General features: G+C 43.5%; 23 protein-coding genes and 1 riboswitch. Of the genes, 22 read left to right on the top strand and 1 reads right to left on the bottom strand.

The window, feature by feature from the left end; translation table 11 throughout:
• Window positions 1-4: 4 nt before the first annotated feature.
• From AR337_RS05330 to AR337_RS05295, 8 genes are all read left to right on the top strand, one after another.
• On the top strand, window positions 5-1,660 hold the full coding sequence (locus AR337_RS05330; protein ID WP_059170997.1) for a cytochrome c biogenesis protein ResB: 1,656 nt from the start codon (window positions 5-7) through the stop codon (window positions 1,658-1,660).
• Window positions 1,641-2,807 carry a c-type cytochrome biogenesis protein CcsB gene (gene ccsB, locus AR337_RS05325; protein ID WP_059170996.1) on the top strand — a complete coding sequence of 389 codons (1,167 nt, stop codon included), beginning with the start codon at window positions 1,641-1,643 and terminating at the stop codon, window positions 2,805-2,807. Before AR337_RS05330 ends, ccsB begins: the two co-directional genes overlap by 20 nt.
• A 184-nt stretch (window positions 2,808-2,991) precedes the next feature.
• Window positions 2,992-3,708: a response regulator transcription factor gene (locus AR337_RS05320; RefSeq protein WP_059170995.1), complete on the top strand. Its 717-nt coding sequence runs from the start codon at window positions 2,992-2,994 to the stop codon at window positions 3,706-3,708.
• Entirely contained in the window at window positions 3,705-5,483 is a 1,779-nt protein-coding gene (locus AR337_RS05315; RefSeq protein WP_059170994.1) for an ATP-binding protein, read from the top strand. The genes AR337_RS05320 and AR337_RS05315 overlap by 4 nt, the downstream gene beginning before the upstream one ends.
• A 238-nt stretch (window positions 5,484-5,721) precedes the next feature.
• A complete protein-coding gene (gene sigX / locus AR337_RS05310; protein WP_059170993.1) occupies window positions 5,722-6,273 on the top strand; it encodes an RNA polymerase sigma factor SigX in 552 nt (183 codons plus the stop codon).
• Entirely contained in the window at window positions 6,248-7,441 is a 1,194-nt protein-coding gene (locus AR337_RS05305) for a hypothetical protein (protein ID WP_059170992.1), read from the top strand. The genes sigX and AR337_RS05305 overlap by 26 nt, the downstream gene beginning before the upstream one ends.
• 197 nt (window positions 7,442-7,638) lie before the next feature.
• Window positions 7,639-8,427, top strand: a complete 789-nt coding sequence (locus tag AR337_RS05300) for a peptidoglycan DD-metalloendopeptidase family protein (protein ID WP_059170991.1) — start codon at window positions 7,639-7,641, stop codon at window positions 8,425-8,427.
• Window positions 8,428-8,573: 146 nt separating this feature from the next.
• Window positions 8,574-8,705: riboswitch (FMN riboswitch) on the top strand.
• A 158-nt stretch (window positions 8,706-8,863) separates the two neighbouring features.
• Complete coding sequence (locus AR337_RS05295; RefSeq protein ID WP_059171553.1) at window positions 8,864-9,439, top strand: ECF transporter S component; 576 nt, start codon at window positions 8,864-8,866, stop codon at window positions 9,437-9,439.
• 102 nt (window positions 9,440-9,541) lie between these two features.
• Here AR337_RS05295 and AR337_RS05290 read toward each other — a convergent pair whose 3' ends face one another.
• Entirely contained in the window at window positions 9,542-9,790 is a 249-nt protein-coding gene (locus AR337_RS05290) for a ferredoxin (RefSeq protein ID WP_043933568.1), read from the bottom strand.
• Window positions 9,791-10,106: 316 nt separating this feature from the next.
• On the opposite strand from AR337_RS05290, the gene AR337_RS05285 reads away from it, so the two are divergent.
• The 14 genes from AR337_RS05285 (at window position 10,107) to prsW (ending at window position 22,829) form a co-directional block, all read left to right on the top strand.
• Window positions 10,107-11,186 (top strand): helix-turn-helix domain-containing protein, encoded by a 1,080-nt coding sequence (locus AR337_RS05285; protein WP_059170990.1) that lies wholly within the window; start codon window positions 10,107-10,109, stop codon window positions 11,184-11,186.
• Window positions 11,186-12,685 (top strand): ATP-dependent DNA helicase RecQ, encoded by a 1,500-nt coding sequence (locus AR337_RS05280; RefSeq protein WP_059170989.1) that lies wholly within the window; start codon window positions 11,186-11,188, stop codon window positions 12,683-12,685. Before AR337_RS05285 ends, AR337_RS05280 begins: the two co-directional genes overlap by 1 nt.
• Complete coding sequence (locus AR337_RS05275; RefSeq protein ID WP_367576249.1) at window positions 12,678-13,274, top strand: lysostaphin resistance A-like protein; 597 nt, start codon at window positions 12,678-12,680, stop codon at window positions 13,272-13,274. The genes AR337_RS05280 and AR337_RS05275 overlap by 8 nt, the downstream gene beginning before the upstream one ends.
• Entirely contained in the window at window positions 13,261-13,992 is a 732-nt protein-coding gene (locus AR337_RS05270) for a LysM peptidoglycan-binding domain-containing protein (protein WP_059170987.1), read from the top strand. Before AR337_RS05275 ends, AR337_RS05270 begins: the two co-directional genes overlap by 14 nt.
• Window positions 13,993-14,124: 132 nt before the next feature.
• The gene (locus tag AR337_RS05265; protein ID WP_059170986.1) at window positions 14,125-14,583 is read left to right on the top strand and encodes a DUF2663 family protein; all 459 of its coding nucleotides are present in this window, start codon (window positions 14,125-14,127) and stop codon (window positions 14,581-14,583) included.
• 160 nt (window positions 14,584-14,743) lie between these two features.
• On the top strand, window positions 14,744-15,379 hold the full coding sequence (locus tag AR337_RS05260; protein WP_059170985.1) for a CBS domain-containing protein: 636 nt from the start codon (window positions 14,744-14,746) through the stop codon (window positions 15,377-15,379).
• Between the two features lie 53 nt (window positions 15,380-15,432).
• Window positions 15,433-15,795 carry a hypothetical protein gene (locus AR337_RS05255; protein ID WP_059170984.1) on the top strand — a complete coding sequence of 121 codons (363 nt, stop codon included), beginning with the start codon at window positions 15,433-15,435 and terminating at the stop codon, window positions 15,793-15,795.
• A gap of 27 nt (window positions 15,796-15,822) precedes the next feature.
• Complete coding sequence (locus AR337_RS05250) at window positions 15,823-16,605, top strand: metallophosphoesterase (protein WP_059170983.1); 783 nt, start codon at window positions 15,823-15,825, stop codon at window positions 16,603-16,605.
• Between the two features lie 74 nt (window positions 16,606-16,679).
• Window positions 16,680-17,612 (top strand): MerR family transcriptional regulator, encoded by a 933-nt coding sequence (locus AR337_RS05245; protein WP_059170982.1) that lies wholly within the window; start codon window positions 16,680-16,682, stop codon window positions 17,610-17,612.
• Between the two features lie 40 nt (window positions 17,613-17,652).
• On the top strand, window positions 17,653-18,231 hold the full coding sequence (locus AR337_RS05240) for an adaptor protein MecA (RefSeq protein WP_059170981.1): 579 nt from the start codon (window positions 17,653-17,655) through the stop codon (window positions 18,229-18,231).
• A gap of 356 nt (window positions 18,232-18,587) precedes the next feature.
• Complete coding sequence (locus AR337_RS05235; RefSeq protein WP_059170980.1) at window positions 18,588-19,862, top strand: Glu/Leu/Phe/Val dehydrogenase; 1,275 nt, start codon at window positions 18,588-18,590, stop codon at window positions 19,860-19,862.
• A gap of 184 nt (window positions 19,863-20,046) precedes the next feature.
• The gene (locus AR337_RS05230) at window positions 20,047-21,015 is read left to right on the top strand and encodes a YpdA family putative bacillithiol disulfide reductase (RefSeq protein ID WP_059170979.1); all 969 of its coding nucleotides are present in this window, start codon (window positions 20,047-20,049) and stop codon (window positions 21,013-21,015) included.
• A 54-nt stretch (window positions 21,016-21,069) separates the two neighbouring features.
• A complete protein-coding gene (locus AR337_RS05225; RefSeq protein ID WP_059170978.1) occupies window positions 21,070-22,026 on the top strand; it encodes an asparaginase in 957 nt (318 codons plus the stop codon).
• A gap of 110 nt (window positions 22,027-22,136) precedes the next feature.
• Entirely contained in the window at window positions 22,137-22,829 is a 693-nt protein-coding gene (gene prsW / locus AR337_RS05220) for a glutamic-type intramembrane protease PrsW (RefSeq protein ID WP_059170977.1), read from the top strand.
• Window positions 22,830-22,941 lie beyond the last annotated feature (112 nt).

Below are 22,941 nucleotides of genomic sequence, written 5' to 3'. Positions count from 1 at the left end.
TAAAATGAAGGATGTTAAGTGTGAGTGCGGCCATGTGAATCCACATGGGACAGTGCTTTGCGAGGCATGCGGAATGGCGCTCGACCAGGCTGCGGCAGAGGAAAAATTGCATGACATGCGCTATGAAGGAAGTTCGCGCCGCTCGCAGACCTATAACAAAACAATAGTCGATAAAATATGGAACTTTTTTTCTTCAGTAAAAGTCGGGGTTTGGCTGATTATCATTACCTTGGTGGCGTCTGCGATAGGTACAATCTTCCCGCAGGAAATGTACATACCTCCCATTATGCCTGCGGGGGAATATTATGAGGACCAATATGGATGGCCGGGTAAAATTTATTATGTACTTGGCTTCCATAACATGTACAGTTCCTGGTGGTACCTCATCCTGATTGCAATGATAGGAATCTCGCTTGTCATCTGCAGCCTAGACAGGGTCATTCCGCTCTATCGGGCTTTGAGTGCCCAAAGGGTCACTCGGAATGACGGCTTTCTAAAAAAACAAAGGCTTTTTGGAATTACGGAAGGGGCGTCAAACGAAGAAACCTTTGCCGCCGTCAAAAAGAACCTTGCCTCGAAAAAATACGAGGTCAGGGAAGAAAACGGGAATCTGCTTGCTGAGAAAGGCCGCTTTTCCAGATGGGGCCCTTATGTTAACCATGTCGGTTTAATCATTTTCCTCATTGGCGGTATCCTCCGTTTTGTCCCAGGAATGTATATTGATAATATTCTTTGGATCCGGGAAGGGGAAACAAAGGCCATCCCGGGTACCGAAAACGAATATTATCTAAAAAACAACCAATTTATTCTCGAGGTGTACGATAAGGACAAGGATGACGAGGTATTTCGCGAGTCCCTTGAAAGGGCTGGGACTGTTGCGAAAACCTATCAATCCAATGTTGTCCTTTACAAAAAGTCATCCGAATCACTGCCTGGTGAAAAGCCTATGCTTGATAAAGTGAAAGACTATGAGATTAGGGTCAATGAACCTTTGAAGTTTGAAGGATTTGCCCTCTATCAGGTTGATTATAAGCTAAATGAGTTAAATACCATGTCTTTTTCGCTGACTGAAAAAGACACGGGGAAATCGTTTGGTGATATAAAGATAGACTTGTATGAACCAGAAAAAATCTATGATTTAGGGAATGGCTACAAGGTACGTCTTCTTGGCTATTATCCCGATTTCGAATTTGGCGAAGACGGGGAGCCAGACACGAAGTCGCGAATTCCGAATAACCCGGCGTTCGTGTTTAAAATGATTACCCCAGATAAACCGGAAGGCGAGGTCAGTTTTGCCGCAATTAGGCAAACAATTGAGCCTGAAGGGAAGAATAAGTACAAAATGCAATTCATGGCTGCTGAAACAAAGAATGTCTCCGCCTTGACAGTCCGGAAAGACAGGACGCTCTGGCTTTTTGGGCTCGGAGGCTTCATTTTCATGTTCGGTGTCGTCCAGGGAGCTTACTGGAACCACAGGAGAATTTGGGTTCAGAGAAGGAATGGGGATATTTGGATTGCGGCCCATACAAATAAAAACTGGCATGGACTCAAGCGGGAAATAGGCAAGGTCTTTGACAATACGGCAATTAAAATTCCTGAAGACCAGCTTCAGGAAAGCAACCCGGAAGGAGAGGCGGAACTTGGCGGCACTAAGCAGTAATTTGCTTTATATAGCGTTTATATTATATTTGATTGCCACATTTTTGTTTGGTGGGTCAATCAAAACAGAAATGAAATCCAAATGGAGAACCCTCGCTATTGCGTCTTCGATAGTGGGGTTCGTCGCCCAGCTAGGCTATTTCATTACTAGATGGATTGTGGCCGGGCATGCTCCGGTCAGCAATCTGTTCGAATTTACGACATTTTTTGGAATGGCTCTTGTTGGCGCATTCATCATCATTTATTTTATTTATAAATCAGCATTATTGGGGCTTTTCACAATGCCGGTCGCACTTTTGGTCATTGCCTATGCGAGCATGTTCCCTAGGGACATCAGCCCGCTCATACCGGCTTTGAAAAGTGATTGGCTGTATATCCATGTAATAACAGTGGCTATCGGGGAAGCAATTTTAGCTATAAGCTTTGGGGCGGGCGTGATTTACCTTCTCAAGGTGATTGACCAATCCGTTTCGGGCAAAAGGACTTTCTGGCTTGAATCGGTCATGTTCTCGATGATATGTGTGCTTGGTTTTATTGCCATATCCATCGGATTTTCTTCAGCGGGATATGAGGCGAAATTCAACTGGGTCGAAAAGTCCGGCATAGAGTCTGTTGCCGAATACCATCTTCCCGCCCTAGTCGGACCGCATGAAGGGGAGCTTCTGACAGAAGGCAAAATGAAACCTGCTGTTGAAATGCCCGCCTTAATCAATGCGAAGAAATTGAATACCGTCATTTGGTCGCTATTGGGCGGAATCGTGCTATACGGCTTGATAAGGCTTTTGATTAGAAAAAGGATTTCTGCGGCCCTACAGCCGCTTGTTAAAAATATTAATCTTGATTTAATGGATGAAGTAAGTTATCGCTCTGTTCTGATAGGCTTTCCGGTATTTACCCTTGGAGGTCTAATATTCGCGATGATTTGGGCACAAATTGCCTGGACAAGATTCTGGGGCTGGGATCCAAAGGAAGTTTGGGCATTGATTACCTGGCTGTTTTATGCCGCTTTCCTTCATTTAAGGCTTTCAAAAGGGTGGCATGGGGAGAAGTCTGCGTGGCTGGCAGTAATCGGATTTGTGATTATCATGTTTAACCTGATTGCCGTTAATCTAGTTCTCGCCGGGCTCCATTCGTATGCCGGCTCATAAAAAAAGGAAAACCGCGTCAAATTAAGCAAGAACTTGGTTTTGGGGCAGTACATTCAGAAAATAATCAAACCCCTTGCCCCATAGCAGTCTGCTATACTAAAAGCCGCGCATGCAAATGCTGGGGCTTATAAAATTTGGCAACTTTCGAATAATTTTGTAAACTATTTGCATGGGGGGATTTTTAATGGAAAAAGACGTAAAAATTTTGGTGGTTGATGATGAGGAACGCATCCGCAGGCTTTTGAAAATGTATCTAGAGCGTGAAGACTTTATCATTGATGAGGCGGAGGATGGGAATGAAGCCTTGGCTAAAGCCTTTGCGAATGACTATGATGTAATTTTGCTTGATTTAATGATGCCCGGCAAAGATGGTATCGAAGTGTGCAGAGAGCTAAGGGAAAAGAAGTCTACGCCTGTAATCATGCTGACAGCCAAAGGTGAAGAAGTGAACCGGGTCCAGGGTTTTGAAGTAGGTACTGATGACTATATCGTAAAGCCATTCAGCCCAAGGGAGGTAGTCTTAAGGGTCAAAGCGCTGCTGCGCCGCTCTTCTCAGACAAGCTACCTCGCGACGGATACAGTAACAAAAGACGTCATCGTTTTTCCTCATTTAACAATTGACAATGATGCTCACCGTGTTACAGCAGATGGAAGGGAAGTCAGCCTTACACCTAAAGAATACGAGCTTCTCTATTTCCTGGCTAAATCCCCAGACAAGGTATTCGATCGGGAACAACTGTTAAAAGAGGTATGGCATTATGAATTTTTTGGTGACCTGCGAACAGTCGACACCCATGTAAAACGCCTGAGGGAAAAACTAAACAAAGTGTCCGAGCAGGCTGCCAGAATGATTGTTACAGTATGGGGAGTGGGGTACAAGTTCGAGGTCGTGAATGAATGATCCTGCTTAGAAGTGTTGTAGGTAAACTGTGGTTTACCATCCTTTTGCTAGTATCCTTTGTCCTGTTTATATTGACAGTTATGCTGCTTGAATTTTTTGAAAACTACAGCATTATGGACACAAGGACAAAAATGACTGATACAGCCGAAAAGATTGCCCGCGTTCTGGAAAAACACGAACATGATGATACGAGTGTCGGTTTGGAAATATCGTGGGAGATATTGGACAATGTCACGAAGGCTGTCATTATAAAAGGACAGGATGAGGTTTATTATTCTCCCAATACGGATCCGGATAATCGGCTCAGCCTGTCCGATATTTACAATGATCCTGATTTTTCAAAGGTAATAAAAGAGGGACAGACCGCGAGAAAGGTTTCAACTCTTACTTCAAAATATGCCGAAGAGAGTGAAAATTACTCAATCATCGGTGTTCCTTTAAGTATATCCGAAAAAGAAGACGGTGCTGTTTTTGTTTATCAATCGACCAGCGCCATCAAGGAAACTACTAGGTCGACAACTAAGTTTATCATTCTTGTAGCTGGAGTTGCCATTGTCCTTACTACAATTTTCGCTTTCTTCCTTTCGACAAGGATTACAGCGCCATTAAGGAAAATGAGGGAAGCAGCGTTTGAAGTGGCCAGGGGCAAGTTCGATACGAAAGTACCGATTTTGACGCATGATGAGATTGGGGAACTGGCGACTGCTTTCAACCAGATGGCCAGGCAGCTTAAATTCAATATGAATGCCCTAAATCAGGAAAAGGAGCAGCTTGCCAGCATACTCCGGTCAATGGCGGATGGGGTAATAACTTTTAATAGGGACGGAACAATCCTTATTACAAATCCCCCAGGTGAACGCTTTTTACAAAATTGGTATTATGACAGTGGGACCGAATCGGCCAGTTCGGAAGAAATTCCATCGAAAGTAATGGAATTATTCCAGCAAGCAGTCGACACTGAAAAAGAGCAGGTTGGCGAATTGTCGATGATGGGAAGGCATTGGGTCATCCTGGTTACCCCACTCTATAGTTCGAAGTTCATCCGGGGCGCTGTTGCGGTCATCAGGGATATGACTGAGGAACGGAAGCTTGACAAACTCCGTGAAGATTTCATAGCAAATGTGTCCCACGAATTAAGGACACCGATTTCCATGCTCCAGGGATACAGTGAAGCGATTGTGGATGATATTGCGGGTTCCGATGAAGAGAAAAAGGAAATGGCAAAGGTTATTTACGATGAATCGTTAAGAATGGGTCGGCTTGTAAATGAATTGCTCGACCTTTCGCGACTGGAGGCAGGACATATCCAACTGAATGTGGAGGAAATAAATGTTCCTTCCTTTATTGCAAAGATTATTCGAAAATTCCAGGGACTGGCTAAAGAAAATGAAGTCCACCTAACCTTTGGAGCGAACAAACCCGATTATTATTTTCCGCTGGATGCCGATAGGATTGAACAGGTTCTAACCAACCTGATTGATAATGCAATGAGGCATACTCCAAAAGACGGGATTGTCGATGTTGTTGTCCAGGGCGATGAGCGCGGGCTTCAGGTACAGGTTGCTGATTCTGGATCAGGTATACCTGAGGAAGACCTGCCCTTTGTTTTTGAACGTTTCTATAAGGCGGATAAGGCACGGACACGGGGAAGAGCGGGGACTGGCCTTGGGCTTGCAATTGTGAAAAATATCATAGAAGCCCATAAAGGACATATATCCGTTCAGAGCAAGGTTGGCCAAGGAACGACATTTTCCTTCTTTATTTCTCGAAAATAAGAATTATTCCGAGAACTATGCCGTTTAATCTTGTTACATGGGAAACATTTTGCCTGCACTCCTAAAGTGCGGGCTATTTTTCGTATAAAGACAGTTTAAACTTTTTGTCAACGGTTTGAATAAATTGAAATATATTTGTAACATTATTCTTTCAATTTATTACGGAAAGGACTATATTTAAAGGTGTAACTTTATTTTCCAAATCACGTCTAAACTAATGAACGGGGAGGAATAGTGGATGGACTCCGTTTTTACTGAGCTTTATAAAAAATACCACCAGGATTTATTTCAGTTTCTTTTTTATATGGTCCGCAGTAAGGAACAGGCCGAAGACTTGGTCCAGGAAGTGTATATCCGTGTTATAAAATCTTATTCGCGTTTCGAGGGGAAGAGCAGTGAAAAAACCTGGCTGTTCTCTATCGCCCGCAATGTAGCGATTGACCATTTTCGAAAGCAGAAGGGCTGGAAACAGAAGCTCCTTGAAAAATTCGATTGGTCGACTGCGCAGGTAAAGGACGATCAGCCTTTGCCCGATGAGATCGCGATACAACGGGAAGAAGTCAAAGGAATGTTTAAAAGTCTTGATGTATGTACAGTCGACCAACGGGCTGTCATCATCATGAGATACCTGCACGAATTATCGATTACGGAGACTGCCAGTGCCTTGGGGTGGACTGAGAGCAAGGTGAAAACAACTCAGCACCGTGCCATAAAGGTTCTGAAAGCCCAAATGGAATCGCTTTTTGAAACGGAGGGATATTTGGATGAACAAGCGAGGGTGGAGCGATAAACAGGTTGAAGATTGCATTCGATATTTGCCCAAGGTAACCGATGATCGCGACCCGGGAGACATTTATAAAAATGTTTCCATGAAAATAAAGAAGAAGCGTAGGACAGCCCTTGTTATGCCGGGCTTTGCGGCGGTGGCTGCCGCATTCCTGCTTTTCTTGCTAATTTCTCCTAATGCTTTTAATGAAAAGCCGGGAAGCCAGGTTGCCCTGGAAAAGAAGCAAGAAACTGAAATTGCAGGAACTGCCAGCGAGGGAGACCAAATGGGAATCGCCAGCAAAAAAGGACCAGCCACCAATAACGATATTAATCAAACAATGGGGATCGCATTAGACGAATCAAAGGAAACTGCTTTGGCTCTTTATGAAGAAGAGGTAGCTGAAGATGAGGCTCCCGTAACAGTTTGGGTTCCGGACAAGGGGGTAAACTATCTTGTTCCCGTCAGTGTCACTGTCCCAAAAGAGAGCGGAAAGAGCTGGCTCGATCACTTTAATACCGCAATGGCCAGCCTTAAGGAGACGGAATGGGGCCTGTATGACTACTATCCGTTCAATGCTAATTTTTCCCTTGAAGGGGAGGATACGCTCGTAGTTGATGTACCGGCCGGGCACCAGTTTGGAATAAGTACAACAACAGAAAGACTCCTTATGGATTCCCTAAACGAAAACCTTGCCTCCAACAGCTCGGTTACTAAAATAAAATTTATGACGGATGGTAATCCTGGCATTTCACTTTCCCATATGGGAGATATACGCACAGAAACGGTTGACAGAAAAAAGAACAGAGCGTATTTCTTGGTCCGCCAGGATGGCCGCGAGCAGCCTTACTTGGTCCCTTCGCCAGAGCAATACCCTGATGTGTCAAAAGCGCTCGATGTTATGAAAACCGGAAGCGAGGATGGACTTTTTCTGGCATCCATTCCACCTTCTCTCGAAATCAGGGAAGTATCGCCCAATGGTGAGACACTGTTCCTGAAGCTTGCTGATGATGTTGAATTAGAAAATAGCCCTGAGAACCGGCAATCTCTTGAGGCCATTTTAATGGCAGCAAAAGAGTTCGGTTTCAAGGGAGTAAAGATTGAAAACGCACCGATCGAACAATTGGGCCCGTTTAACTTAGCTGTTGAAAACAAAGTGCCTATTGGCCCGAATAAAATGCTGATTCAATAACAAAAAGCCTGCCACCCTGGCAGGCTTTTTACGTATGTAAAAGATGCTATAAATAGATGTTTATATTTGGAAAAGCAAAATAAATGCATAAGCCTCTCTCCTGCTCCAAATTATAACAAATGTGCCAAAAGGGTTCTAACTCTGGAATGAAAGGCATAATGTGGTTTGGACGCAAAAGTTTGAGGAGGTAAACAATCATGAAGGACTACATCTTCAGGTTTTTAATAGTGGGTATCATGGCAGCATGCATTACGCTTTTGTTTCTTGGCGGAATCAAGGCAAATGCGGAAGGGGTATCTAAAAACATAAAGTTAGGGATGGAATGGGATTGGCCAGTTGAAGGCACCATTTCTGATACATATGGTACAAGGATGGGCCGCCACAAGGGGATAGACATTGCCGGTAGCCTAGGGTCTCCGGTCAAGGCCGTATTCGACGGGGAAATTATTAAATCGTATTTGTCTTCTACATATGGGAATGCCATATTAATTGAACATCCAAATGGATTTGTAACGGTATACGCCCATCTTGATCAGAGGCAGGCTGAAGAGGGCGACCAGGTAAAAAAAGGGGAACAGATCGGAACGATGGGCAATACAGGCGTATCAACAGGTGTTCATCTCCATTTTGAAATCCATCAATCCGAATGGACATTCGAAAAGGAAAACGCCATAAATCCAGTTCACTTGCTCGGCAGTATTAAAGAGGGAGACTTCATTTCTACGGGTGAAAACAGCATTCTCCATACAGAAGCCTTTGAAGCTATGGATACTGGCATTGAGGTTTCTATAAACTCGGCAAAGACGGTTCATATCGTCAAAAAAGGCGACACACTTTGGGAAATAGCGATGAATAATGGCCTTGGGGTAGAGGAACTTCAGGAAATGAACGGACTCGATGGAATAACGATCTTTCCCGGCCAGGAACTGAGCCTTGAAAAAACCGAGCGAGAACCAATCCCCAAAGGGAGCGCTGCTATTAACTAAATGACGATTTAGCAGGGAAACAATCAATATAACAGAATAAGGAAATCTAAAGTGGTTTGTTCACAAAATCAACATATAAGCGAATGGCTAATATAGCTATTCATAAAGCGGATTTTTTAGTATAATAAAATCGTAAACTAAATATTGTCTATCTTCGGGGCTGGGTGAAATTCCCGACCGGCGGTGATAAGCTTTTGCTTTAGCCCGCGAGCCGCAATTTGGCAGGATTTGGTGTGATTCCAAAGCCGACAGTATAGTCTGGATGGGAGAAGATGGAGGTTCTGCATGCGTTCAAAAAATGGTATTTTGAACGTTTATTAAGCATGCCTCTGTAAAAATCTCCTTCAAGCTGCCGGGCTTGGAGGTTTTTATTTGCATTGGAATGTTTTTGCTGAACTTTTCTTCTTTGGTGATGGACACAAAAGGAGAGAGGAAAATGAAAAAACTTAATTTGAAGACAATGGTAATGGTTGGGATGCTGAGCAGCATATCGTACATTCTTATGCTGTTGAATTTCCCGCTGCCTGTTTTCCCGAATTTTTTGCTGATTGATTTCAGCGACATCCCGGCATTAATAGCAACACTGGCGTTTGGCCCGGTTGCTGGAATTTTGGTGGAATTGTTTAAAAATCTGCTTGATTATTTCATGACCGGCAGCCAGACAGGTGTCCCGGTTGGCCACATTGCAAATTTTATCGCAGGAGTGTTATTTATCCTGCCGACTTATTTTGTCTATAGCAGGATTAAAACCAAGAAGGGGCTGTCACTGGCACTTGTTGCTGGCACTTTTATAATGGCGGTCTTAATGAGCATCCTCAACTATTACATTATCCTGCCCGCGTATACCCTGTTTCTAAATGCGCCAGCAATGGCTGACTCGGAAGTTCGTAAGCTAGTTGTAACGGCAATTTTGCCTTTTAATATCCTAAAGGGTGTCATCATGTCCTTGCTGTTCGTTCCACTATATGTTCGGATGAACTATTGGATTAACAGGCAACAGACATCCATTTAATTAATTCAAAAAGCTTATTTAAAAAGGCAGCGGTAAAATGCTGCCTTTTTAGTATGAAAAAAATCTCCGCCAATGAGGCGGAGATTATGTACGTCCCTTTATCTATTCAAACTTGGTCGCATTGCCATCAAATGGCTCATCGGCAACTTTAATGGAATCAGTAGGGCAGCCCTCAAATGCATCCATCATGTCATCGATCAATACATCTGGGATTTCAACGATACCTTCGTTGTCATCAAGTGTTACATATGCGATGCCCTCATCATCATAATCGTAAATATCTGGCGCTGCTGCTCCGCAAGCTCCACAAGCAATGCAAGTTTCTTTGTCTACAATCGTATACTTTGCCATCAAAAACCCTCCCGTTGGTTTAAACAATTATTTAACCGACAAACTGGAAACGCATACTGCATATCTATTGTAAAAAAGAAATGGAAACTTTTCAATAGATATTGCACTGATAATGCTTTTCATTAGCTTGGGCATTCGATTGGATTCCCGAAAAACAGCCGGAAAACGACACGCATTCGTGTTAAAATAAAGTGAACATCCATCATTGGTTTTATTCATCCCCCACTTGCCTCCTTACTAAACCTTGAATCCATTGGGGTTCTTGCTGCACGTTAAGAGTGAGTAAAAAAAATAAAAAGGGATCATGGTGAATGATATGCGAAAAGTTGGCGGAAAGCCAATCATTCAATATTTCGACATAATTATTTTATATTGCCTTAAGAAATTGAAGGGCGAACGGACGATTTATTCAATATACCATTTATTAAAAGGAAAAAAATCCGCCCAAACGATACAGGATGCACACCTGTTTTCCTTGACTGTGCTATTTATGGCTCTTGGAAGCGTAACACGCGAAATGATTGAAGGAGCGGTTCTCACTCTGAAAAGGCAAAGCCTCATTCAGGAAGGGGAGTCACAGCGCTTTTTTCTAACAGCCAAGGGGGAGGAATATTTGGAGGTAGAACTCTTAACTCATCCACTCCCCTTGCACTTGCAAGGCTGGAAATATCATTTGGCAGGACAGTATGTATGGGAGAGGCTGTCTCTTTTAGCCCAAGTCTGTTCCCATATATCAAGGAAGGAATCCCGTTATATTCCAATCCAAAAAAAGCGGCGTACCCAGAATTGGATAAAAAACTTTCTTGGCAAGCTGCCTCCTGAACAGAGAGTGACGCTGCCCCGCGTTTTATTTCATGAATTATCATCACTCCTAGAAGGGGAGAAGGAAATTAAGCCTGACATACTGGTCCTCAGGCTAACAGGCTATCAATCTGCTGGGCTGACATCCCGGCAAGCTGCCATGATGCTTGGAATGGATGAGTTCCACTATCATTTGGAATTTCTCGGCATCCTCCATTACATATGCAAAAAAGCAGCTGAACAGGAAGAAAAATATCCGCTCTTATTCCGCCTTTTGGAAGACGAAGGATCCGGCTCTTCGATGACCCTTACCTCCAGGCAAACCCTTAAGCTTCTGAATCAAGGTGTGCCTATTGATTCGATTGCCGCTGTAAGGGGATTGAAGCGAAGCACAATTGAAGACCATATAGTCGAGATTGCATTAAATGTCAGCGGTTTTTCAATTGATCCGTATGTGTCAGCCGAAGAGCAGGAGAAAATAATCGAACTTGCAACAAAGTCTTCAACAAGGCAATTGCGTGAATTAAAGGAACTTACTGGGGGAATCTCCTATTTTAAAATACGGCTTGTATTGGCAAAGCTTGGTGACGGTTAATGCTTGAGCAAACACTTGAAAATTATTTCGGCTTTACAACCTTCAGGCCAGGGCAAAAGGAAGTAATCAAGTCATTATTAAATGGCCATGACACTTTGGCCATGCTGCCAACTGGAACAGGAAAATCACTTTGTTTCCAGCTTCCCGGATACATACTCGGAGGGGCGGTCATTATTGTATCGCCACTGCTATCACTCATGCAGGACCAGGTTGAGCAAATGATGAAAAGAGGCGAAAAGCGGGTGGTTGCCTTGAATTCTTTTTTAACGCCGTCCGAGAAAAGAGAAGCACTCGCTTCGCTGCATCACTACAAATTTATTTTTCTATCACCGGAAATGCTTGGTTTTTCACATGTTATTGATAGAATCAAAGAAGTGCCTGTTTCATTGCTTGCAATTGATGAAGCGCATTGTATATCACAGTGGGGGTATGACTTCCGCCCCGATTATCTGAAGCTGGGAAGCTTGCGGGGAATTTTGGGCAATCCGCTCACTCTTGCGTTGACAGCTACGGCTACCCCAGCAGTAAGGGATGACATTACCAGACAGCTCGGCATACAACCGGCAGCAAGAATTGAAGCGAGCATAGACCGGCCCAATATTTCGTTCCATATTGAAAAAGTTGAAAATAAAATCGAAAAAGGCGAAAGAGCCCTTTATTGGGCAAAAGAATTAAAAAAGCCGGGCATTATTTATTTTTCCAGCAAAAAAGCAGCCGAGCAATTGGCCGATTTTTTCAGGGAGAATGGGATTGCAAAGACAATGGCCTATCATGGGGGCATGGACCTCGAACAAAGAGCTTTAATCCAGCAGCAATTCTTGAATGGGCAGCTCGATGTCATTTGCGCGACCAGTGCATTCGGTATGGGGATTAACAAAGAGGACGTTCGGTATGTCATCCATTACCATATGCCGATGCAAATTGAATCGTATCTTCAGGAAATTGGCAGGGCTGGCAGGGATGGAAAACCATCGGTCGCAATCCTGCTTTATTCCGACGGCGATGAACAGCTTCAATACCATCTTGCCGAAGGGGAGCTTCCGAATGAGGTGCAGCTTAGGGTGTTCTTTTCCGCCTTCAAGGGCGATTCATTTATTAGATTGGAACGTGACGAATTGGAAGAGGCTGCTATCGCTAGTGGACTTTCTAACGGCCAATGGAGATGGCTTTCTGAATTCCTTGAAGAAAAGCGAGAGGAACCGTTGTCGAAAATCAAAGCTCAATTGGAAGAATATATCTCAAAAAGGAATTACACAAAAATGGAAAATATCCGTATCATGCGAAATTGGACGGAATCAGCTGGATGCCTGCGCAACTATTTTTTAACATATTTTCAGGAATCCGAACTTAAATCCGGGAGACCATATTGCTGCGATTCCTGCGGGCTTGATATGGGCTTTTATAAAAAAAGCTCCCGGGAAGTGCCTGAGATAGAAACATTGAAGGGCTGGAAGGAAAGGCTCTCGGAGCTTTTGTTAGGTGAAACATATGATGGATAGGCATAGGAAGCTTATCGGACAGCTTAGTGATCGGGAATTGCTTTACCACCTGTATGGAACGCAATTCCTCCTCCTTGTGATTTCTGGAATTTTAAGTTTATTTTTTTTCGATAAGGGCCATTTTGCAGGCGTATTTGACTGGGTTGACCCGGCTATTTGGAAATATGGGATTCCAGCTGGAATCGCGGTAGTGCTCCTTGATCTAATCCTTATGAAGTTGTTTCCGCCCTCCTTTTTTGATGATGGCGGGCTGAATGAAAAAATTTTCAGGGGAAGGAGCATTCCTCATATTGCAGTTATAGCCGCCCTAGTCGCATTTAGTGAGGAAATTCTTTTCCGGGGAATCATCCAGGAAAAAACAGGCCTGTTCGTTGCAAGCATTATTTTCGTATTAATCCATTATCGTTACTTATTTAACTGGTTTTTATTTATCAATATCGTGGCCTTAAGTTTCCTGATTGGGTCACTTTACAGCTGGACGGGAAATCTGGCTGTTACCGTTGTTATGCATTTTACTATTGATTTCCTCTTGGGAATTGTGTTAAAGGTTAAAAATGGACAAGGAGGCAAAATCAATGAAAAAAGATGATCCGTATCTTGAACAGGTTGAAAAACACCGGAAACGAATAGATCGAGCCAGGCCTGAAAATGGGGAGAAGTCCAAGCTTCCTCCCCGCTCAAGAGTCCATCAAAACAAGAAAAAGAAAACAAAATTCAAGCTAAAATATCCTGTAATTCGCTTACTTGTGCTTTTCTTTATTTTGCTGCCCTTGACCGTGTTTGCAGTCATTTCCAGTATGGAAGGAAATAAGTCTGGGCCATCATCGGCGAAGGGTGGAGTCGAGTTGGTTGATTATGATGCGGGTAATCAGCCTGAAGGAAAGGGCTCCGAACCAATGGATGAAGACGGTAAAGAGGTGGAAGGCAAATCCGAAGACGCCGACCCCGGAATAGAAACTAAGGAGGGCGGCGCAGAGGGCACCGATAAAGAACCAAATTCCTCCGGTTCGTTGAATTCCGGGGAGGGCAAGGATGCTTCTAATGATAATGCCCCATCCGGAAATACGGCCATTCAGCCAGCCCCTTCAAATGGAGGCGAGAGTATAAAAGAAGAATCTGGTTCAGCAGCAAATGAAAAATCACAGGGTATTGTAAAATATCATACCGTCAAGCCTGGGGAAACATTGTTCAGGATTGCAATGATGTACTACAAATCCCAGGATGGCATTGAAAAAATCAGGAAAGCAAATGCGGTAAACGGGAATGACATCATGGTTGGGCAGACTTTAAAAATTCCATTAAACTAGGAAGAAGGTCAAAAGCACATTTTTTGTGCAATTGGTGAAGTACATAAACCACTGGACAGGCTCATACATTGTAGTAGATTACCGTCTTGCACATTCCTGTCCGTGCCCAATTCATATGAATGGGGGAATAAAATGGAAAAGCCAATTGAAATGCTCGACTACAGGACCGATCATGCAACAAAAAAGATGCTGGATAATGTAGTGAAAAGGAAGAAAAAATTTGATAAAGCAAAAAAAAGGCATCATTTAGCTATAATCGGAACACTTGGCTCGGCTTCGTTTTTTCTTGCTTACCTTTATGGAACAATAGCCCAGGCCTACTCCTATTCCTTTTATGCGATGTTTTCGGCATTTGTCCGGGACAGTGCCAACCTTTATTTTTTGGTCGGGACAGTGTCGCTATACGGAATGATGGTTTTGTTAAAGGAACAGCGAGAAAAAAAAGAAAAGGAATACCATGAACTCAGGTGCGAAATAGTTGATAGGAGCAAGGACCTTTGGAAAAAGGAAGAAGAATGGAAATCCAGGCACCTGGTTTTTGAAATGATGAAAAAAGAGTTTGATATCAATCTATATCATGAAAAAAAATAGAAGCGCCATCCGGCTGCTTCTGTTTTTTTATATCAAATATTCCCCTTCTAGCCAGAAGTCTATATTCCTGGATACGAAAATAATTGGCAATGAAGGGTTTAGCCAATCTTCTGTTGAATTAAATAGTTAGTGAAGAATATCTGTTAATGAGGTGATAGACATGTTTGTTAAAAGTATAATGATTCCAAAGTTCAAATGCGTTACTGTGCAAAGCAAGGACAGTGTGAAAAGAGCGCTTCAAAGCCTCGAGGAGAACCGGGTTGATGGTTTGCCGGTTTTGGATGGGGAACTTTATGCCGGTATAATTACAAAGTATATGATATTTGAACATTTTTTCCTTTCAGAAAAACCAAAAGACAAGTTTTTGGAGGAAACCCTTATTTCTGATATTGCTACCCACCAGGAAGAATTCCTTGATGGCGGTGAAATATTTGAAAATACGCTTATGAACTTAAGGAACTTCCCTCTATTGGCCATTGTCGATAAAGAAAGGAAATTCCTGGGAGCGGTAACGCGCTATGATGTCCTGGATCAATTCCAGAGTGCATTTGGAATGAATCGCCCTGGAGTGAGGATTGCATTTACTTCTGTAGAGACTGAAGGCCGAATTGCAAGATTGGCGGAAATCGCCCACCAGTTCCATGAGCACATCATATCATTGGTTACGTTTGATGAAACGGATAAATTGGTCAGGAGGATTGTCATGAAGGTGGAAAAGAAGGACAATCTCGACAAGTTTGTGAAAAAACTGGAGGAGCACGGCTTCCGAATCCTCAATATTCATGAAGATCAATAGGAAAAGGCAAGTTGCCTGCTAGCCCCTCATACGCTAATATGGGGGGTTTTTTCATGATTGTTGCTATAGTTTGGATGATTGCATCATTTTTGAGCGGATACTTTTTCATTGAATGGATGGAGATTGCAACGCCTTTTGACGTGCATGATTTTTTGCTGGGACTTGTGTTCCGTCCTGTTGAGTTTCTGGCTGCGGGTATCGCTTTTTGTTCAAGCCTGGTGGTAAATGCCTATTTTTTTCATTTTTTTATGAAAAGAAGCAGGCAAAAAAAGCAGGGGTTTGCTGTTCCCCATGCCGCGGCAGGGATAGTTGGCTTTGTTCTTGTGTATGGAGCATTGTTCTCTTTATCTCCTGTACATACGCTTGTGCTCTTCGGTTCGAGCCTGGTTTATGGTATCATTTCACTATACGTATAGATATATAGTGGAGGGAGCGGATTCGGGATGGCTTTATATACAGTAGCGGCAATTGTTGCTGCAGGGTTCTTCCTCCTTTTGTATATGGCTTTTTTGGCGTTCGGGAATAATGTGGTTGATCATGAAATGAAATTTGAGAAGTTTCCGAAGTCTTTTGGCACTTTAAAGATTTTTTTTATATCCGATATCCATCGGAGGACCGTTTCCGAAAAAATAATTGCAGCCATTAAAGGAAAAGCAGATATCGTTATTATTGGTGGGGACTTAAGAGAAAAAGGGGTTTCCCTTGCAAGGGTTAAATCAAACATCCTTAAGCTTCAATCGATTGCCCCTGTCTATTTTGTGTGGGGAAACAATGACTACGAGGGAGAATATCGGGATCTTGACGCCCTGCTGCTCGACCTGAATGTTAAAATCCTAGATAATACAGCTGCAAGATTTGAATCCGCGGAAGGGGACAAGTTCATCCTATTAGGGGTTGATGATGCTGGCCTTAATAAGGACAGACTGGATTTGGCTTTATCGGATGCCGAACGTGGAGTGTTTACTGTCCTTGTAAGCCATAATCCGAAGATTATTGGAAAAATAAAGCCGGAGGATGGAATATCCCTTCTTTTAAGCGGACATACCCATGGAGGGCAAATACGCATTTTCGGTTTTGGCCCATTTAAAAAGGGAGGCATTGACCGAGTTGGAGGCGTGGTCCGATTAATCAGCAGTGGATATGGCACGACAGGTGTCCCGTTGCGGCTCGGGGTTCACTCCGAATGCCATCTGATTTATTTGAAACACGGAAACGATAGCGAATAGGACAATTTTTTAAAGGAAGCTCGAGGAGTAATCCGCCACTGCAGGCGTGACGATGGTGAACGGAGGAGAATGCCTTGCCAGCACGGGATGGAAAATACAATATAAAAGCAGTATCTAAAATGCTCGGAATTCAGCCTGGTACCCTTAGGGCATGGGAAAGGCGCTACGGGGTTATTTCACCAGGCAGGAGCGCTTCCGGCCATCGGCTTTATTCGGAAAGCCAACTGGAGACATTGCAGGAAATTATCGCCATGATTGAAGAAGGTTTTACAATCGGACAGGCTGTTGCCCAGTTGGGACCCGGGCAGCTTGCCGGTAATGTGGAAAAAAGGACCATCGGACGACAGGACCACGATCGAAGTATTATTTTGGATGCATTCCGCCAATTTGACGAAGGGAGCGCCCATCGTGCCTTCGATACCTGTTTCAGCACTTATTCCTTCGAAGCGGCTCTCTCGGGAATTTACCTCCCTTTACTAACAGATATGAATAGACTCCTGAAAAAGGGGGAGCTAAACAATGCCCAAATTCGGTTTGGATCTGCAATTATACGCTCGAGGCTTGAAGGTGCTATTAAATCAACGGCGGGAAAAAAGTTTCTCCCAAAAGTGATAACGCTTTGCGCGCCCGGCGAGCTGGAAGAGTTTTGGATTGTCCTTTTTACCGCTTTTCTCAAGATAAGAGGATTTGAGATTGTCTATTTAGGCGGAGGGCTTACGGATGAAGACATTGAACAGGCAATAGTGGAAATAAAACCGCGTTTCGTATTTTTTTCTTGCACGTCAGATGAAAGTGCAAAATTATTAGTGGACCTTTCCCCCCGTTGGGAACAGCTGGTTCCGGCTATGAAGATTGGAGCTGGTGGACCAGGGTTAAGGCAATTAGCCGCCAATGGCCAGCAGGGCTCATCTATGCATCTCTACCTCGGGGAAACTCCAGCTGAATGGGCTGAATGGATTAAGGCGAGGTTGGACAATGCTAAACCATTCACCAACATCCCGCACTGACATAAACTGAACATAAGAGTTCATGGCAGGGGGCGGGAGCATGCGTCTTGAACGTATAACGGCTAATAAGATTAAGATTTTTATTACCTCGGATGACCTTTTTGAAAGGGGTTTATCCAAGGATGATATTTTGAAAGATACGCTGAAATGGCGGCAGCTCTTTCAGGATATGCTGGAAGAAGCAAGCGAGGAATTCGATGTTGACATACAGGGTGCAGTAGCAGTCGAGGTATTTTCGCTCCAGGCCCAAGGCATGGTCATGATTATTACGGTTAATGGAAGCGTAGAAGAGGAAGAACTTCTGTATGACGGATTTATTGAAATGCAGGTGACGGTTGAAGGCCATGAAAAGTTTTTATTCGAGTTTGAAGGGTTGGAGGAGGTCATCCAACTCGCTAAGCGGCTATCATCTCTTTCTGCAGCGGGAGGCAGCTTATATACGATGAAAGGCAAATATTTTTTGCTTTTTGACGTTTCGCCAGTCGATGCGGAAAGGAATGCTTCAATTATGGCTGAATATGGAAACGCCTCCATTATGAGCCCTCATTTCCTTCAGGAGTATGGAAATTTGATTATGAAGGAAAATGCAGTGGAAACAATTTTAAAGTACTTTCGATAGGCGGCACTCGTAATTGTCGAGCCGGCTATTTTTTTGTCCAATTTTGCCAATGATGTGAACTTTAATCAATTGGACCTTTCCCTTCTGCATGGAACTTTTCCTCATCCAGTTTAGGACACTTTTGGTTGGCATTCCAACAGCCGCCCGATGAATCCTATTCCATCGCTATTCCTAGCGGAGATGTTGCGTGGCTAATGGCAATAAAACGTTGTTGTAGCGCCTTGTTAACGCTTACAAACATCTTGTCCGAATAGACAGAATTGCTGATTTTTATCCTTGCATTAATTGACTAAACGTGTATACTATGTCATGAAAGCCAAGAACTTTCGAGCAGTGATATCTTAGGAGGTTTACAAATGGCAGCGGGGAATGGTAATGAAAGCAATAATCTTGAAAAGCATGATGTACTGAAATCGACACAAACGGTAATCCATAGTGCGTTGGAAAAACTGGGTTATCCAGAGGAAGTGTACGAGCTTTTAAAAGAGCCGATCCGAATGATGACAGTAAAGATTCCAGTCCGTATGGATGATGGCACTACTAAAATATTTACTGGCTACAGGGCTCAGCATAACGACGCGGTTGGCCCAACTAAGGGAGGAATCCGATTCCATCCGAATGTAACAGAGAAAGAAGTTAAAGCCCTTTCAATTTGGATGAGCCTTAAATGCGGAATTGTCGACCTTCCATACGGAGGGGGGAAGGGTGGAATCATCTGTGATCCCCGTGTCATGTCGTTCAGGGAACTTGAAAGATTGAGCCGAGGTTATGTAAGAGCCATTAGCCAGATTGTTGGCCCTACGAAGGATATTCCTGCGCCGGATGTTTTTACAAACTCACAAATCATGGCCTGGATGATGGATGAATATAGCCGTATTGATGAATTCAACTCACCTGGATTTATTACAGGGAAGCCAATAGTCCTTGGTGGTTCACATGGCCGTGAATCAGCAACAGCAAAAGGTGTTACACTCTGTATCCGTGAGGCAGCCAAGAAAAGAGGCATCGAGCTTGTCGGTGCAAGGGTTGTCGTCCAGGGATTCGGGAATGCTGGAAGCTTCCTGTCCAAATTCATGCACGATGCAGGCGCGAAAGTCATTGGAATCTCAGATGCTTATGGTGCCCTGTATGACCCGAATGGCTTAGATATTGATTATTTGCTGGATCGCCGTGACAGCTTTGGCACGGTTACCAAACTATTCAATAATACGATTACAAATAAGGAATTGCTTGAACTTGATTGCGACATCCTGGTGCCTGCAGCCATTGAAAACCAAATTACCGAAGAGAATGCACATAATATTCGCGCAAGCATTGTGGTTGAGGCTGCAAACGGGCCGACTACGCTTGAGGCGACAGAAATTCTGACCGAGCGGGGAATCCTGTTAGTACCGGATGTACTTGCTTCAGCTGGTGGAGTAACAGTTTCCTATTTTGAGTGGGTCCAGAACAATCAGGGCTACTATTGGTCTGAAGAAGAAGTCGAAGAGAAATTGGAAAAAGTCATGGTAAAATCATTTGAAAATATATATGAAACCGCTCAAAACCGCCGTGTAGATATGCGCTTGGCAGCTTATATGGTCGGTGTGCGAAAAATGGCGGAAGCAAGCCGTTTCAGGGGCTGGATTTAAAGCTTAACCCAGATTAGCGGTTAGGATAGTATTCAACATTGAAACTTGAAGGAAAATCTCCTATCATTATATGATGGGAGATTTTTTTGTTCGTATCTAGGAAATTATAAAATAGAACATAGTGCATAGCTCGAAATAAGTGCTTGCGCTTTTTGTTTAGGAAAAATGAATTGGAGTGACCACCATGCAAAAAGAAGACGTATTAATCATCGGGGGAGGCCCATGTGGGCTCGCAGCAGCCATTTCATTAAAGGAAGCAGGGAAAAATCCCCTTATAATAGAAAAGGGTAATATAGTAAATTCAATCTATCATTATCCAACCCACCAAACTTTCTTCAGTACTAGTGAAAAGCTTGAAATTGGCGACGTCCCTTTCATTACAGACAATTATAAGCCTGTCAGGCTGCAGGCTCTCGTTTATTATCGGGAAGTGGTAAAGCGGAAGGGTCTGAGGATAAACTCTTTTGAAAGAGCAGAAAATATTTACGCCGCAGGGGATCTGTATAGAGTAGAGACGGATAAGTCAACCTATGAGACCTCCAATGTTGTCATCGCTACTGGATACTATGATAATCCTAATATGATGCAAATACCGGGTGAAGGACTTCCAAAGGTTTTCCATTATTTCAAGGAAGCCCATCCTTATTTTGATAAAGATGTTTGTGTAATTGGCGGAAAGAACTCAAGTGTGGATGCGGCAATCGAGCTTCATAAAGCAGGTGCAAGGGTTACTGTTTTATACAGGGGAAGCGCCTATTCACCAAGCGTTAAACCATGGATTTTACCGGAATTCGACTCGCTTGTCCGGAGTGGGTCAATTCGGATGGAATTTGAAGCGCATATTAAGGAAATTACCGAAGAATCGGTTGTATACGAAAAGGGGGGAAAGCTCTTTACCATCCAGAATGATTTTGTTTTTGCCATGACCGGCTACCGTCCCGACCATGGATTTCTTAGGAAAATAGGCGTGGATATTGACCCGGAATCTGGCCGGCCGCTCTTTAATCCTGATACAATGGAAACGAATCTACCCGGTATTTTTATAGCAGGGGTAATTGCGGCAGGCAACAACGCAAATGAAATATTTATTGAAAATGGAAGATTCCACGGGGGGTTAATTGCATCTGAGATAGTCAAAAGGAATCATGCCTAATCACCATTCTGGTATAATAGCTTTGCAAATAAATTAGGAACGCAGGGTGATGGAATGAGGAAGGTAGTTTTATTGACGACGGGCGGCACAATTGCAAGCAAACCGAATAAGGCTTCCGGCAAGCTTGCTTCTGGGGAATTGACAGGCGAAGAACTTGTTGGTATGTGCAAATTACCTGCAAATATCGAAGTGATCGTGGAATCTGTTTTCCAAAAAGCAAGTATGCATATAACCTTCGAAGACCTTGTTTATTTAAAGACAAAAATTGAAGACTATTTTAAGGACGAAAATATTTCTGGCGTGGTTGTCACCCATGGAACTGACACTCTTGAGGAGAGCGCATATTTTCTTGATTTGACAGTTGATGATAAACGCCCTGTCGTTATGACAGGCTCCCAACGCTCCCCTCAAGATTTGGGAAGTGACGTTTTCATAAATTTGCGCCACGCCATTTATACTGCATGCTCTCCGGACATGCAGGGAATAGGGACAGTCGTCGTATTCAACGAACGCATTTTTGCTGCAAGGTATGTGAAAAAAGAACATGCTTCCAACATCCAAGGATTTAACTCGTTTCGCTTCGGTTATCTCGGGATAATTGACAATGATGAGGTATTCGTTTACCAAAAGCCAATTAAAAGGGAAGTTTATAAACTGAGGGATTCAATTCCAAGAATCGACATTATTAAATGCTATATCGGCGGTGACGGGATATTTGTCAAAGCTGCCAGGGAAAACGGTGCAAAGGGACTTATCCTTGAAGGAGTTGGGAGAGGGCAGGTCGCCCCGCTCATGATGGATGAAATTGAAAAGGCAATCGCTGCAGGCATTATCGTCGTGATTACGACCAGCGCCGAAGAGGGAGCGGTCTATACGACCTATGATTACAAAGGGAGCGCTTTTGATCTTGTTACGAAGGGCGTTATCCTTGGGAGTGACAATGATTCGAAAAAGGCAAGGATTAAGCTTGGCGTTGCACTTGCCAGCGGCGAACCCCTGGTTGCTTTCTAAATTAGGTTTTCAACCCGGAGTATTCTTCCATTTTCTTTGACGCCTCGGCATGGTACCATGTAAGAAAAGCAGGGATTCATTTCCCATTTTACTAGAAAAGAGGGCAGTGCATGCTGGGGATCTTTTCTGCCGGGATTGCACCCGGCCTAGCGTTGTTAAGTTACTTTTATTTAAAGGATGAAGTTGAAACGGAGCCATTACCGGTTGTAATCAGGACTTTTCTCTTCGGAGCGCTGTTGGTTTTTCCAATCATGTTTCTTCAGCATGTGCTGGAAGCTGAGAACATACTTCCTCCCGGCTGGCTGCAGGCTTATCTTTCCTCAGGCTTATTCGAGGAGTTTGTTAAATGGTTTGTCCTTTATTATGCGGTTTATCAGCACATTGCTTTTGATGAACCATTTGATGGGATTGTATACGGCGCCGCTGTCTCCCTTGGATTTGCCACTGTGGAAAATATTTTTTATTTAGTTGGAAACGGTGTCGAGTATGCTATTGGAAGGGCTCTTCTTCCTGTTCCAAGCCATGCCTTATTTGGGGTGATTATGGGATATTATTTGGGAAAAAGCAAATTCAGCCAGAAGCGGACAGCAAAATGGATGTGGCTTTCACTCATCATACCTGTATTCCTCCATGGATCCTATGATTATATTCTAATAACCCAGGAGCACTGGCTCTATTACATTATGCCTTTCATGATTTTCTTATGGTGGCTAGGGCTTCGGAAAGTAAAAAAGGCTCGGGCTTTAAGTGCCGCGCACCTTAAAAACCAATACGCCCCACAAAAACCTCTTCATACACAATGAAGAGGTCAGACTGTAGACAAACTCGAAGAGTTTCGGGTTTGCCTACAGTCTTTTTTAATTTAAAATATAAATTGAAATGAAAATGCGTCTCTAGATTTCCATTCCGGGTGGC

The organism is Bacillus sp. FJAT-27445, from assembly GCF_001510665.1.
GTDB lineage: Bacteria > Bacillota > Bacilli > Bacillales > Cytobacillaceae > Bacillus_D.
Note: the sequence above shows the minus strand (reverse complement) of the source record. Positions and strands in the feature narration are given on the sequence as shown.